This window comes from Flavobacterium sp. Sd200 (genome assembly GCF_009826935.1).
Classification (GTDB): Bacteria; Bacteroidota; Bacteroidia; order Flavobacteriales; family Flavobacteriaceae; genus Flavobacterium.
In genome coordinates, this window is sequence record NZ_WUMN01000006.1 from 38573 (window position 1) to 54482 (window position 15910).

Genomic DNA, 15910 nt, shown 5'->3' on the forward strand with positions numbered 1-15910 from the left:
ATGTCTTTAAAAACATTTGGTGCAAAAATATTCGCTTCCCTCGTCCACGCTAAAACACAAAGGTGGGCAACAAATCCTGTAGATACGCAGCAAAAGGTATTTAAACAATTACTGGAACAGGCCAAAAACACTGAATTTGGCAAAGATCATGGTTTTGAGTCCATACAGTCTTATTCTGATTTTGCCGCTAAAGTGCCTGTGCGCGATTACGAAGGTTTAAAACCCTATGTAGACCGCGTGGTGCATGGCGAAGCAAACATACTTTGGCCGGGTAAACCGTTGTATTTTGCCAAAACATCGGGCACTACAAGCGGGGCTAAATATATACCGCTTACAAAAGAGAGTATGCCCTACCACATACAGGCCGCCCGCAACGCCATATTGTCTTACATACACGAAACAGGCAAAGCCGATTTTGTAGACGGCAAGATGATATTTTTACAGGGCAGCCCGGAGTTAACCGAAAAAAATGGTGTAAAACTGGGCAGGCTTAGCGGCATTGTAGCCCACTATGTGCCTGCCTATTTGCAAAAAAACCGTATGCCCAGTTGGGAAACCAACATTATAGACGACTGGGAAACCAAGGTAGACGCCATTGTTGAGGAAACATATAATGAGGATATGAGTATCATATCGGGGATACCTTCCTGGGTACAGATGTATTTTGAAAAACTACAGCAAAAGGAGGGCAAAAAGGTGGGCGACATCTTTAAAAACTTTAACCTGTTTATATACGGTGGGGTTAACTATGAGCCTTACCGAGCGAAATTTGAGAACCTTATAGGCCGCAGGGTAGACAGCATAGAGCTCTTCCCTGCATCGGAAGGTTTTTTTGCCTACCAAGACAGCCAAAAAGAAAAAGGCATGCTGCTGCTGCTCGATGCAGGTATTTTTTATGAATTTATAAAAGCTGATGAGTTTTTTACCGACAGCCCGCACCGCTACACCATTGGCGAAGTCGAACTGGGAGTTAACTACGTACTTATTATTTCTACCAATGCCGGGTTATGGGGCTACAACATAGGCGATACTGTACAATTTACCTCGCTTGCCCCCTACCGCGTTATTGTGAGCGGCAGGATAAAACACTATATATCGGCCTTTGGCGAGCATGTTATAGGCAAAGAGGTAGAAAGCGCGCTTAAAGAGGCCATGGTGGGGACAGATATTACCATTAACGAGTTTACCGTTGCACCGCAAATAAACCCGCAAAGCGGCCTGCCCTACCACGAATGGTTTATTGAGTTTGAAAAAGAACCGCAGGACCTCAACGCCTTTGCCCTTGCCATAGATGGTGCCATGCGAAAGCAAAATGTGTATTATGATGACCTTATTGCAGGCAACGTGCTACGCACCGTGGTTATTACAAAAGTGACAACCAACGGCTTTAGCGACTACATGAAATCGATAGGCAAACTGGGTGGGCAAAACAAACTGCCAAGACTGAGCAACGATAGGAAGATTGCGGATTATTTTATTGCAGATTTATGATTGTAGATTTATGATTGAAAATTGAAAGGATTTAAAGATTGGTAAAACATGTTAAGTAAAACGGCGTTTCATTAACACGTTATATTAACTTCACACACCACTAAAAATAAAATATTACATTTGCCACAAAATTTACTATGCAGGGATTAAAAAACATTACACGGTCGCGCGCGCAGGAATCTTCTGCCGCGGTAGAGCGCCTTTACATTACCATGAGGCACCTGTTTAACCGCGGGTTTTATAAGCCAATGGGAGTATCGGGCGAAACACTGAGGGAGGCTTTGCTGTCGCTAAGGCCTGAAATTTACGGGTCTATTGCCGAAGATAAAGCTGAGCTTAACGGGCTACTGTATGTTATTGAGCGCCTGCCTGTAGGAATTGAACAATGCCGTTTTATAAACCTAACGAGCGATGAAGGCTACTCAAAATCGCATTTTAAGGCAATTGTTCCGCCAAAGCGTAAACGCAACTGTTACCGTATAGACGATGAGCAGATGAACGTGGAGATTACCCGCGGTCGATCTGACATTTACGATATTTTAACCCACCTTACCTTTATTTTTATAGAGGCTGAGAAAATTAAGAACAGGGTTTTAGTAGACGACAACAGCGAAATGGGCCGCGACTGGGTTAAACTGGAGCAGGTTATTTCTAAAGAAGAACCTTTAGCCCTTGAAGAGCGCGAACAGGCTGTATCTCATGTTAGCAATATACTGGGCCGCACCTTTGCCGAACTGATAGATATTTATGATGCCTTTGCCACAAAGGCACAACCGGACAGATTTTTACATGTTATTTACTGGCTTGGAAAACTGGCCATAGAAGAAGCTATGGGCGGAGGCAAGCGTACCATTACTTTTAGCCCTATACTACAGGAACGTTTGGGGCACCACATTCATGGCGAAATATGGGCTAATAACATAAAAGCCGTGCTTAAACAAAACGGCCTTTTAGAACGCCCTATTCATATTATCAGTGCGAACATGCACAGTGTAATGAACTCGGTTTTTGCAAGAGAGGTATTAAAGTCTAAATTTAAAGACAAAGACGATTATGCTCTTTTTGAAGAACTGAGCAAAAGCGGCAACGACCCCGTGCGAAACAAAGTACAGGAATTTGCGCTTAAAAACGGCATGATCTATATGCCGGACACATCGGGCACAAATATTGACGTACAAATATTTGACACTGCACAAATAGACTTTAGCAAAACAGCTTTCCCTACGGCCAAACTTCGCGAAAACAAACCCGTTATTATTGTAATGGATTATGCCTTTGGAGAGCAGGCTTATGAAACTATTGATGAGTTGCTTAAACCTTATAAAGAAAACGACAACCGCACATTGCTTAATGTAGAGAGTGTTTCTATTATGGGCAAGGCCGGTATACTGGAAGGCAATAAAGGCGATATAATGATACCTTCGGCACATATAAATGAGGGCACAGGAGATAACTACCCTTTTGACAACGAGCTTACTGCCGAATTGCTGAGCGGACAGGGAATACCTGTTTACAGTGGGCCCATGGTTACTGTATTAGGTACATCTTTACAAAACCGCGATCTGCTGAAATTCTTTAACGAGAGTACCTGGGGCGTGATAGGCCTTGAAATGGAAGGTGCTTATTATCAGAAAGCAGTACAGTCGGCTTCTAAAATAAGAAAGAGCATAAATCCCGATGTTAAGGTGCGTTATGCTTACTATGCTTCAGACAACCCTCTGGAAACCGGAAGTACACTTGCCTCGGGCGGTTTAGGCACTACAGGAGTAAAACCAACCTATCTTATAACCATTAAAATATTAGACCAAATTTTTAACATCCAATAATTAATTATGGAAAACCAACAGATCAATTCTGACGAAATTAGCCTATCTCAGCTGGGCGATAAAATTAAAGGCTTTTTTGGCAGCATAAACGACGTTTTTTTTAACTCGCTACAGTTTGTGGTTCGCAATATAATTATCCTTATTATTTTACTGGTAGCCGGTATTGGCCTGGGTACTTATTTAGATGTAGAGCATAAAACATATAACCACAAGGTAATTGTAATGCCTAACTTTAACAGTGTAAATTACCTTTATCAGGAAGTAGAGCGTATTAATGCTAAAATCAAAGAAGACGACACTAATTTTCTTACTCAGATAGGGTTTAAAAATCCCGAAAATATTGAAAAAATTGAAATCGCTGCCATTGTAGATATCTATGAATTTATAGATAATGAAGGTCCGGCAGAAAACGACAGCAAGTTTCAGTTATTTAAATTAATATCTGAAAATGGTGACATGGAAAAAATGCTTGAGGATAATACCACCAGTAAATACTACAAAAACCATGTTATAACAATTACAACAAAAGACAAGGCCACACAGGAAGGTATCATAGATCCGTTACTAAAGCATTTTGAATCTAACACCTACTTTAAGAAAATACAGAATACAAGCCTAAGTAACTTGGATAAACTTATTGTGCAAAATGACTCTATCATTAAACAGATAGATGGTGTTGTAAAAGAATATTCATCGGGAGCTAAATCCAGCAATATGGTTTTCTTAACAGAAAACACCCAGGTAAACGAGCTTTTAAATATAAAACACAGCCTTGTAGAAGCTAACATTTACAGTAACATACAAAAAATAGACCTTAGCAAGATCGTTAAAGAAAATACTGTTCTCTTAAACATTAAGGTTTCTAAGCTGGCAAGTACAAACAAAGTAATACTACCTTTATTGTTCCTGTTCCTGTTTGTATGCATTTACAATTTCAGGAAATATTACAAAAAAGAAAAAGCAAAAAGAGCCGCTGCAATCGCATAATATAGCTATGACCTTTACCCCTACCCACCTTGACGGATGTTTTATAATTGAACCTAATGTTATTAAAGACAGCAGGGGCTATTTTATGGAAAGCTTTAATTTGGAGCGTTTTGAAAAAGGTACCGGCTTTAAAGTAAACTTTGTTCAGGACAACCAGTCATTCAGCACTAAAGGTGTATTGCGTGGGTTGCATTACCAAACGGGCACTTTTGCCCAAGCAAAACTCGTTAGGGTTTTAGAGGGTGAAGTGCTTGACGTAGCTGTAGATATAAGGCCGGAATCTAAAACTTACGGGCAATATGTCAGTGTGGTGCTAAGTGCCCAAAACCACAAACAGTTATTTATTCCGCGTGGGTTTGCCCATGGCTTTTTAGTGCTTAGCGATACTGCCACTTTTTTTTATAAGTGCGATAACTTGTACAATAAAGAATCTGAGGGAGGAATAATGTATAACGACCCTGCCATTGACATTAATTGGGAAATGGATGCCTCAAACCTTATCATATCAGACAAAGACCTTTTACTGCCTAACCTTGAAAACAGTAAAAAAATATGGTAGTATTAGTAACCGGGGCAGACGGACAATTGGGACAGGCATTAAAAGCTGCTGCCAAAACACATAAAGAAGTTGAATTTTATTTTGCCAATTCAACAGAAGCAGATATTACCGATCCGGACAGCCTCGATGCCGTTTTTAAAAAAGTAAAACCGCAATTTTGTATTAATGCTGCCGCTTATACTGCCGTAGACAAAGCAGAGAGCGAATCTGAAAAGGCTTTTGCAATAAACACTACCGGAGCAGGTAACCTTGCCAGGGTTTGTAAAGAGAACAAAACGGTATTGCTGCATGTATCTACCGATTTTGTTTTTGATGGCAACAGTCAAAAGCCCTATACAGAAAAAGACATAACGAACCCACAAAGCGTTTATGGCACTACTAAGCTACAGGGTGAGTTAGCAATACAAGACATTATTAGGGAATATTATATTATAAGAACATCGTGGGTATACTCGCAATATGGGCATAATTTTATGAAAACCATGCTGCGTCTTGCCGCTGAAAGAGACAGTTTAAATGTTGTAAACGATCAGACCGGTACACCCACTAATGCCAACGACCTTGCTGAAGCTTTAATAACCATTATAAACCATACAGCAAACAATACTGATAATGTTTGGTTTGGCGTTTACAATTATAGTAACGAAGGGCAATGCACGTGGTTTGAATTTGCAAAAAAAATATTTGAGGTTAACAAAATTACAATAGATTTGCAGCCAATACCAACAACTGCATACCCTACTCCGGCGAAAAGACCTGTGTACAGTGTACTTGATAAGACGAAAATTAAAGACCGTTTTCTTCTTTCGGTTCCGCATTGGGAAAGCAGTCTTGAAAAATTATCATAATGAACAATCACGATATCGACATATCTATTATAGCTCCTTTATATAATGAAGAGCAGGTATTTGACCTTTTAATTAAAAGGTTGCAAAGTGTTATGGATTCCTGCAGCTTTAAATGTGAGGCTATACTGATAAACGACGGCAGCAGCGATAATACCGCCCAACTGATAGAGGATATTTGTAAAAAAGACACCCGTTTTACCGGAGTACTACTCTCCAGAAACCACGGACACCAAATTGCCGTTAGCGCAGGCATGTCTTATGTTAGAGGGAAGAAAGGGGCTATGATAATTGATGGCGACCTACAGGATCCGCCGGAACTGGTAACTGAATTTTACAGACTGCTCAATGAGGGCTATGACGTAATTTATGCCATAAGAAAAAACCGTAAAGAAAGCTTTTTAAAAAAATTAGCTTACGCAGGTTACTACAGGCTACAAAAAAAGATATCAAAGTTTAAAATACCTATTGACAGCGGAGATTTTTCGATGTTGAGCCGACGCGTGGTAGACACAGTAGTTTCTATGCCTGAACAAAGCAGGTATTTGCGCGGAATGCGTGCTTGGGTTGGCTATAAACAAATAGGTTATGAATATGACCGCGACGAGCGCATGGCAGGAGAGACAAAATACAGCTGGCGCAAATTGTTCGAACTTGCTTTTAACGGTATTTTTAATTTCAGCGATTTTCCTGTAAGGCTAATTACAAGACTGGGTTTTATTACCGTTGTTTTTGCCATGATATATTTTATTTATAACGTTTACCGAAAGATTTTTTATAACGATGTTCCGCAGGGTTTTACAGCTACAATACTGGCTATAATTTTATTTAGCGGGGTACAGTTGATATCGTTGGGTATTATTGGAGAATATGTATTGCGCATTTACGATCAGGTAAGAAACAGGCCCCTGTATATTATAGATAAGGTTGTGCGTGACGGAAAAACAGATGATGCCTTATAAATTATGTACAACCATTAACTGTTTTAATACTGTTAGTTTATTGATAAAAAAATAACCAATGACCTTAACCAAATATCTAAAAAATCCGGCACTTATAGCAATCCTTGTTTTAGCTGCGGTGCTAAGGCTTTACAAATGCGACTACCAAAGTTTATGGTTAGACGAGGTTTTAACCATGAACAGTGCAAACCCTAAACTTTCTTTTAGGGAGTTTTATGACAGTATTATGTTTTGGGAATACATTCCACACCTGTACTATTATTTTAACCGCATTATTTTTAGTGTATTTGGCTACACCACTTTTGTGGCGCGTGTTTTTTCGGCACTCATGGGCATTGGGGGTGTGTATGCAATATATTTGTTAGGAAAATCGCTCCTTAATAAAAGAGCCGGTTTAATAGCTGCATTACTCCTGTCAGTAAACTATTTTCACATATCCTACTCACAGGAAATAAGGCCCTACGGTTTCTTATTCCTTTTCTCAATCCTGTCGTTTTACAGGCTTATCGAATTTTTTAAATCACCTACAGCAAAAAATGCTATTTATTATGGCTTGTTTACAGGGCTTATATTACACGCGCACTTTTTTGGTTTAATAACCATTTTTTCACAGTGTATATTATTTTTGGTTTTCCTGTTCCTAACACCAAAGCAGGATCGCCTAAACTTTTTTAAGTTTGCCCTATTGGGTGGTGTGGTTGCCATAATTGTATTTCTACCTGCCATAGAGCCTTTTTTAAGAGTATCGGACATCGATTCTTTTTGGTTCGAAAAACCGGGGCTGCTTGCATTTACAAATATGTTCAGCGAGTTTTTTGGCAAATCAGAAATGCTTTTGTTCCTGATACAGTTTGTGTTTATTTATTATGCAATAACACTGTTTAAAGAAAAAACCGAAGAACTTAACTACAGGAACATTATAAACAATAAGCTAATATTTGGGTTTATCATTTTATTTACATGGCTTTCAATATCGGTAGTTATACCTATGCTAAAGTCGTATCTTGATATACCCATGCTCCTTATAAGATATTTTATAAGCATTATTGGTATACTTGTACTTATATTGGCTACCGGAATAAGCCTCATCAATAACCGCCTTTTAAAGATTATTGTTTTAGGCAGCCTGGTTCTTTTTTCTTTAATAGACCTTCTTGCCGTAAAAAAATATTATACCACTGTAAGCAAAACACAATACAGGGAACTTAGTAAAGATATCATTAGAAGAAATCCTGACAATGCAAAAGTTGTAGCCTATTGGAGCTGGATATTTCCTTATTACTTTAAAGATACCCAAACTAAAATTGAAGGGAAATCGCTGGAAGACTATATAGCCCTTATGCGCAATGGAGCCATGTCTGCGACAGAGCCTTTTTGGTATGCTGATGCTAACGGACGCACATTCAGCCTTTCGGCAGAAAACCAGGCCTATCTTGATGAAAACTTTAAGCTTACCAAAAAATTAGAATATTTTGATGCCTGGGCAAATTATTATGTGCCTAAAAAAGAGAACATTGTAGACCTGGCAGCTAACAACAACATACTTTCGACATTTGCACAGGCTAATTTTGCAGCTAACGGCAGCATTCAGATGTTCGAGAACAGTACAGTAACATCAGGAAAAGTTAAACTGGCCCAGGGAAAATATAACATAATTATTGATGGTTTCAGTACGCCTGACAAACCTATTAATAGTGAAAATGCGCATATAATTGTAAAATTTGCAGGTAAAGAAATTGCCGGTATTTACTTAAACGAAAACACAGGAAAATCTGAAAACATAATCCCACTGGATTGCCCAACAGACGCTGAAGGTAAATTTGAGATCAGTTTTGATAACGATCTTTCGGTTAATGGGCAGGACAGGAATGTAACTATTAACTCAATAAAAATAGTTAAACAGTAACACTTTAAAACTATGCGATCATTTTTGTTTTTACTATCATTTCTTAGCCTGGTAACCGGCTGTAAGAATAAAAGCTCTTTACAAACTATACCTGCCGTAGATAATTTTAGGGTAGAGATGGACGTTAACGCTTCTAAAAAAGACGATTTTACCGTTTATTATAACGAAACCAACAATCTTGATTTTAGTGGTGATTATGCACAATGGAAAGGTATAGAAGGAGGAAAGGACGAGACCGTAACCATAGATATGCCCAAAGGTGTTATACCTACAGACATAAGGCTTGACTTTGGTGTTAATAAAGAGCAGCAATATGTTACTGTTAAAAATATTAAGTTTAGCTACAATACCTCTGCCTTTACTATAAAGGGATCTGACTTCTTTAAATTTTTTAATGAAGATAAAAACTTTAAAACAGAAACAGATACTGTACAAGGAACTTTAAAAATTATGGCTCAGGACGGTATTTATAAAACACCGTATTTTTATCCATCGCAACAGCTGCATGATGCCATAAAAGACTTGACAAAAGTATAAGGAGGTAACGAGCTATTGGTGCGCAGTATTAAAAATGTTTTAAATTACAAATGCATTATATATTGCCTTTGATTTTACAGCGTTAAGCACGGGGTTAATTTTAATGTTCATTTTTATATATTGCATTACTTTATTTTACCTCATGATGAATATGGGCGATAGAATAAGTATCTGCACATCATCATAATCATAAAATGCAAAAAATAGCTATAATAATTCCTTGCTACAATGAGGAAAAGAGAATAAAAAAAGAGTTAGTAATATCATTGCTGCAACAAAGTGCTGTAGATGTATACCTTGCTAACGATGGCAGTAAAGACAATACTTTAATGGTTCTTAAAGATATTGCTGCCGTTTTCAGCGATCGTTGCTTTATAATAAACTATGAGCAAAACCGTGGCAAGGCAGCCACCATTTATAATGCTGCAAACGAAATTATAGAAAAGAACGAGTATTCGCACATTGGCTATTTTGATGCAGATTTTAGTACCCCTGTCAGGGAAATGCTCAAGATGCTCAGACATTTGGACCGCAAACCAGATCTTTTTATAACAGGATGCAGGGTAAAGCTTTTAAACACCAATATAGACAGAAAACTTTACAGGCACATTATAGGACGCGTTATAGTTACTATAATGAATTTCAGGTTCAAATTAGGTGTTTATGATACCCAATGCGGTGCAAAAATATTTCCTGTAAGCATTGCCAAAACAGCTTTTAGCATGCCATTTTTAACTTCGTGGCTGTTTGACATGGAAATATTTATACGTCTAAAAAACAAGGGACTAATGCACAATGGGCAGGAGTTTCCGCTAAAAACCTGGACAGATGTTGAAGGATCTAAGCTGAGCTGGAAAACTGCCTTTAAAATTTTGAAAGAAATGTATTTGCTGGTAGCAAACTACAGTATAAAAACCCCTAAGTAAGTAAACCTTATTGTCGATGAAAGTTCTTAATTGGTTAAAAGATAATTACATCCTTGCCGCGCTTATAGCTTTAGCCTTTATAATGAGGTTATACAAACTCGACTTTCAAAGCCCCTGGGGAGATGAACTGTTTACATTACTAAGATCTGATCCTGATAAATCTATCTCAGAAGTTTTGGTTGCCTTAAAAGGCGATGCCCATCCTAAACTATATTATCTACTTGTTCATTTTTTCCAGCTCATATCCGGAAGCTCAGTTTACACAGTACGGTTTATTTCTGTATTATTTGGCGTAGGCGGCATTGTAGCATTGTATTATTTAGGCAAAGAGCTTTTTAATAAAAATACCGCATTGCTGGCCGTATTTTTTCTCACAATAAACCATTTCCATATCTCATATTCTCAGGAGGCAAGAATGTATAGCATGTTGTTATTTACTACAGCACTATCATTTTTGTTCTTGGTACGGTTTATAAAAAATGCAACTTTGAGGACGGCGTTATTATATTCATTAACTACTGCGCTACTGGTTAATACGCATTTATTTGGGCTGTTTGCACTGTTTGCCCAGTACCTTATTATTCTGTATTTTATATTTTTTCCATACAACACCACAGGAAAAAAATTATTTACCAATGCATTAATTTCGGCATTCATAACGTTCATTTGCTTTATCCCTTCCATTTTAACTTTACAGGATACAGGCAACATAAAATCGTTTTGGATACCCATTCCGGAGCCTGATGTTTTTTCTAAGTTATTCAGCCAGCTCCTAGGCCCGGAAACCTGTGTTGCTATCGCCCTGCTTGCAATAGCATATTTTTGTTTTACTGTTTTTAAACAAAAAGAGCAATATAAATATGCCATAAACCCTGAACAGGATAAAAACATATTTGCCTTTCAGGTTCTTGCAACATGGATTTTTATAGTTGTCTTTTTACCTTTCATACTGTCATATATACATTTACCTATGATGGTAGACCGGTATTTTATAAATATACTTCCACCTGTAATACTGTTCATAACAGCCGGGATTTTTTATATACAAAGCAACACGGTAAAAATAACATTAGTCGGTTGCTTCATACTTTTTTCTTTAAGCGATCTTTTACTTGTAAAAGATTATTATAATAAGGTCGAAAAAACGCAGTTCAGAGAAGCAGCTAACTATATAAAAGAAAATCATAATAATACTGAAAAAATATACTCTTATAACTCTACCTATTTTTCTTATTATTTAAAAGAAAACGAAGGCCACGCAGTGACACAGGAATCTATGAGCCATTATGTGAGTGGCCTTATTAACAACGGTCAAAAACCCGAGTCGTTTTGGTATACAGATGTTGTTAGGGGTAATGATGCCTTACCTTCCAAGAGTATAAGTACTTTTTTAGACAGTTTATATATTGTAGATAAAAGTTTGGAGCTGAACGATGTTTTTGTAAAACATTACAACAGCCGCAGCACATATAAAGCCCCTGCAAACTTTACAAAATTTAAGCCTTATAAAGACCGTAACGGAGATAACTTAAATTATTCGTTTGAAATTTATAATGATATGGGCGCAGTGATCGAATTATCGGGTTGGGCATTTTTTGACAAGCAATCTACAAAAAACTGCCGCATTGCAATAGTACTGATAGCAGATGAGAAAGAGGTGGTGCTGGATATAGAACCCGTTACCCGATATGATGTAACATCTTATTTTAAAAGCGAATACGACCTGTCTCAATCAGGCTTTAAATTAGAGATAAATAAAAAAGCTTTGAGAAGCGGCATTTATAAGGTGGCCATTTATGTTGCCGATGAAACGACAAAAAAAGATGCTCTAAATATTAGCGACAAGGTTATTACCATAAATTAAAATATACTTTTGTACTTTAAACATTAACAATAAGACATGAAAATCATTAATTGGTGTAAAGAAAATTACCTGCTAACAGCACTCATAGTTTTTAGTTTTGCAATTAGGCTTTTAAGGCTCGATTTTCAGAGCCCCTGGGCAGATGAGCTTTTTACCCTGACCAACTCGCATTCAAATAAATCACTGGGAGACATCTTTGCAGCACTTAAAGGAGATGTACACCCACCATTGTATTATTATTTAGTACATTTTTTCATGTCTGTATTTGGCAACACTGCCTATGCCGCCAGGTTTGTATCTGTATTGTTTGGAGTTGGCGGCCTCGTAGCATTATATTATCTGGCAAAAGAGCTGTTTAATAAAAATGTGGCGTTATTGGCAGTATTATTAATAAGTATAAACCATTTTCATATCTACTATTCTCAGGAGGCAAGAATGTACTCCATGATGTTTTTTAGCACAACTCTTTCTTTCTTATACTTAATAAGATTTGTAAGAATACCCACATTAAAAAATGCACTGTTTTTTGCACTAACAGGTGTACTGCTCATAAACACACACTTTTACTCGCTCTTTGCACTTTGTGCCCAATATACCATCCTGCTTTACTTTGTTATTAAGCCTTACAACACTACAGGCAAAAAAATGTTCTTATACTCGCTAATGGCAGGTATAATTACTTTAGTATCATTTATACCTTCTTTGGTAATCTTTTTAGGAACAAGCGGAAGAAATTCTTTTTGGATCACAGCCCCTGTATGGGGTGTATATACGGCAATGTTTGAAGAACTGTTAGGTTCTGAAATTGCGGTGGCTGTTGCTGTGATTGCCACACTATACTTTTTGTTCAGATTATTTAAAGAAGACGACACCCCACAATACAAAATAGACCCTGTTACAGACAGGCCTGTGTTTGCTTTCCATGTACTTTTTATATGGATATTTGTTACCATATTTTTCCCATATGCACTTTCTTACATTCATTTGCCAATGATAGTAAGCAGGTATTTTATAAACATACTTCCGCCAATCTTTATCCTTATTGCTGCCGGAATGAGCCTTATAAAAAACAATACTGTTAAGGCTACATTACTTTCGGTTTTTATGCTTTACACACTTAATGATCTTGTTTTTGTAAAAAAATACTATCATAATGTTTCTAAAACCCAGTACAGGGAGGCCAGCAATTATGTAAAAGAAAACCGTAAGAACAACGAAAAGATATATTCTACCTTTGGTATATTCTTCTCTTATTTTTTAACCCCTGAAGATAATAACGAGGTTACGGGCAGCTCATTGAATCAAATTGCAGACAGAATTATGAGTAATGCAGAAAAGCCACAGTCGTTTTGGTATATAGATATTCCGCTTTCAAATACTGCAAATCCAACTTCAGAGCAAACCCAAAAAGTTTTAGACAGCCTTTTTGTTGTAGATAAAAACGCCGAACTTTTTGACGCTTTTGCAAAGCACTACCATACAAAAGCAGATTACAAACCAAGCGGAGACTTTGCGAGGTTTAAGCCATATAAAGACAGAAATGGATCTGACGTTAATTTTTCTTATGAATTTGTAAACGATCTGGGAGATGCATTTGAAGTAGTTGGATGGGCTTATTTTAACGAACAGTCTGCCGAACATACAAAAATTACGGTGGTATTGATCAATGGTGAAGAAGAGATAGTATTGGCGCCTGAAAGTGTTGACAGACCCGATGTAACTTCTTATTTTAAAAGCCAGTTCGACATTAATAACTCCGGATTTAAAAAACAGATAAGCAAAAACAGCCTTAAACCGGGCACTTATAAACTGGCACTCTATGTTGCAGACCCTGTTACTAAAAAGGACGCCTTTGTAATTTCAGATAAGGTTATAACCAAACAATAATAAAATAACTAATGTGTTACATATAAGGATTTAATTTACAAGCTAAATTCAGACTCGCAAACAACACATTTACAGTTATATATAAAAAATAAAAAAATTACGCAAGACCCAAACAAAATTTATATAAGCTTTATTTGGTGTAATCTAAAATTATATACATTTGCAAAAAAAAATTTAACAAAATGAAGGCAAGATTTTTAATAGTTGCAGCTCTATTTTCTATTATTTTTAGCTCTTGTAAAAACGAAACAGAAGCAAAAAAAACCGAGGCTACTGAAGAGGTAAAAGCAAACTTTACCGCAGAATTTGATTTAACTTCTGATAAAGATGATGCTCTTGCATTATACTATACAGAAGACGGATCTATAGCCTTTACTCCTGAAAAAGTATTTTGGCTTCCTATAATAGCCAATAAAGGTTATCAAAAAGTAACAGTAAACGTTCCGGACGAGAAGCTGCCTAAAGCTTTAAGGGTAGACTTTGGTGCTAAAAAAGGTGCAGAACAGGGAAATATTACTCTTAAAAGCTTTAAAATAACATGCTATAATAAAAGCATAGAAGGCAACGGAAACAATTTCCTTGAATATTTTATTCAGGATAAATTAGTTGAAGTTTCTCATGACAGCGCAGCAGGAACAATTACATTTAAACAGGATCTTAAAAACAATGCAAACCATTTTTACTATCCTACACAGAAGCTTTTAGATGAGCTTAAAAAAATAGAGAACTAATATATTTTATATAGTAGAAAGATAAAAAGGGACTGGTACTAACCGTCCCTTTTGTTATATTGCACCGTTTTTGTTTTAGCAAAAGTAAAAAAATGATCAAAAAAATATTAAACAATAAGCCCCTGCTCAACCTCCTTATATATGGTGTTGGGCAGGGGTTTAATTTAATAACCCCTATACTGGTTGTTCCTTATTTAGTTAGCATTTGCGGTCAGGAACGCTTTGGCAAAATAAGTGTAGGCATGGCCATATCTTTCTTTTTGATAGTAGTTATAGACTATGGCAGCGATATAAACGGTGTAAAAGACGTTGCCGTAAACCGAAATAATAAACAGGCACTAACTGTTTTATTGAGCACCGCATATGCAGCCCGCATGCTGTTGCTCATAGCCATTATTGCAGTAACCTCGTTGCTCTTTATCAGCGTTCCTTATTTTAGTAACGAAAAGCAACTATTCTTTTTATGCCTGTCTATTGTTGCCGGGCAGTGTATTAGCCCCATTTGGGTATTTCAGGGTATAGAACATTTTAAATGGACAGCAATAATCAACATCCTGTGCAAAGTGTTGTATGCCCTTGGCGTTTTTATATTTATAAAGCAACCCCATCATTATATATATGTTTGCCTGCTGTGGGGCATGGGCATGATCGTTGCCTACGGAATAGGCTTTGCAGCACTATGCCGCACATATAAAATTTCGCTTAAAAGAACCTCTGTAAAACAGGTACAGGACTATTTAAAACAACACTTTTCAATATTTTCATCACAAATATTCCTTTCGCTGCAACTGTATGCCCCGGTAATGCTTATAAGTTTTTTTATTGGCGATGCCATGGCCGGCACCTACAAAATACTCGAGCATATAATTGTAATATTCCGCACCTACATTTTTCTGTTCTTTAATTATGCCTATCCACGTGTATGCTATTTATTAGAGCAAAGCACAAGCCAGGCGCTGCGTTTTTGGAAAACCTACAATCTTGCTAATTTTATATTTATAGCCCTTTGTATGGGAATGCTCTATATAATGGCGGTACCCGTTGCCTGTTATTTTACTCACACACCTTTTAACCAACCCGACGAACTTGCAAACAATATTGCTACAATGCTAAGGGTTGCTATATTTTTTCCGCTAACACTGGCAATATCTACGCCACTAAAGCAATTGCTGTTAGGCTATGGAAAACAAAAATATTATGTAAACCTTACTTTAGGCATAGTGTTTTTAAATATGGCAGCTATGGTAATACTTATTCCGCTATTTAAAATATATGGTGTATTGCTGTCGCTTATAGTTACAGAAATTGTAACTATAGTTTTATACCTTCCGGCCATTAAAAACAAACAGGCAGGTGCCAATTAAAAAAACTATTGTAATTTTGAGGCCA

At 37.0% G+C, this 15910-nt stretch carries 13 protein-coding genes; all 13 read left to right on the top strand.

Features of this window, described 5'->3' with window-relative positions; genetic code table 11:
* The 13 genes from GR160_RS15120 (at position 1) to GR160_RS15180 (ending at position 15885) form a co-directional block, all read left to right on the top strand.
* A complete protein-coding gene (locus tag GR160_RS15120; RefSeq protein ID WP_160750730.1) occupies positions 1-1491 on the top strand; it encodes a GH3 auxin-responsive promoter family protein in 1491 nt (496 codons plus the stop codon).
* Positions 1492-1628: 137 nt separating this feature from the next.
* Entirely contained in the window at positions 1629-3317 is a 1689-nt protein-coding gene (locus tag GR160_RS15125) for a hypothetical protein (protein WP_160750731.1), read from the top strand.
* Between the two features lie 6 nt (positions 3318-3323).
* Positions 3324-4304, top strand: a complete 981-nt coding sequence (locus tag GR160_RS15130; RefSeq protein WP_160750732.1) for a hypothetical protein — start codon at positions 3324-3326, stop codon at positions 4302-4304.
* Between the two features lie 7 nt (positions 4305-4311).
* Entirely contained in the window at positions 4312-4863 is a 552-nt protein-coding gene (gene rfbC, locus GR160_RS15135) for a dTDP-4-dehydrorhamnose 3,5-epimerase (RefSeq protein ID WP_160750733.1), read from the top strand.
* The gene (gene rfbD, locus GR160_RS15140; protein ID WP_160750734.1) at positions 4857-5711 is read left to right on the top strand and encodes a dTDP-4-dehydrorhamnose reductase; all 855 of its coding nucleotides are present in this window, start codon (positions 4857-4859) and stop codon (positions 5709-5711) included. The genes rfbC and rfbD overlap by 7 nt, the downstream gene beginning before the upstream one ends.
* Positions 5711-6670, top strand: a complete 960-nt coding sequence (locus GR160_RS15145) for a glycosyltransferase family 2 protein (RefSeq protein WP_160750735.1) — start codon at positions 5711-5713, stop codon at positions 6668-6670. Before rfbD ends, GR160_RS15145 begins: the two co-directional genes overlap by 1 nt.
* A 58-nt stretch (positions 6671-6728) precedes the next feature.
* On the top strand, positions 6729-8576 hold the full coding sequence (locus GR160_RS15150; protein ID WP_160750736.1) for a glycosyltransferase family 39 protein: 1848 nt from the start codon (positions 6729-6731) through the stop codon (positions 8574-8576).
* Positions 8577-8588: 12 nt separating this feature from the next.
* Entirely contained in the window at positions 8589-9113 is a 525-nt protein-coding gene (locus tag GR160_RS15155; RefSeq protein ID WP_160750737.1) for a hypothetical protein, read from the top strand.
* Positions 9114-9307: 194 nt separating this feature from the next.
* Entirely contained in the window at positions 9308-10039 is a 732-nt protein-coding gene (locus tag GR160_RS15160; protein WP_160750738.1) for a glycosyltransferase, read from the top strand.
* Positions 10040-10055: 16 nt separating this feature from the next.
* Positions 10056-11903, top strand: a complete 1848-nt coding sequence (locus GR160_RS15165) for a glycosyltransferase family 39 protein (protein ID WP_160750739.1) — start codon at positions 10056-10058, stop codon at positions 11901-11903.
* 36 nt (positions 11904-11939) lie between these two features.
* Positions 11940-13790, top strand: coding sequence for a glycosyltransferase family 39 protein (locus GR160_RS15170; protein WP_160750740.1), 1851 nt, complete (start codon positions 11940-11942; stop codon positions 13788-13790).
* 182 nt (positions 13791-13972) lie between these two features.
* Complete coding sequence (locus GR160_RS15175; RefSeq protein WP_160750741.1) at positions 13973-14521, top strand: hypothetical protein; 549 nt, start codon at positions 13973-13975, stop codon at positions 14519-14521.
* 92 nt (positions 14522-14613) lie between these two features.
* Complete coding sequence (locus tag GR160_RS15180) at positions 14614-15885, top strand: oligosaccharide flippase family protein (protein WP_160750742.1); 1272 nt, start codon at positions 14614-14616, stop codon at positions 15883-15885.
* Positions 15886-15910 lie beyond the last annotated feature (25 nt).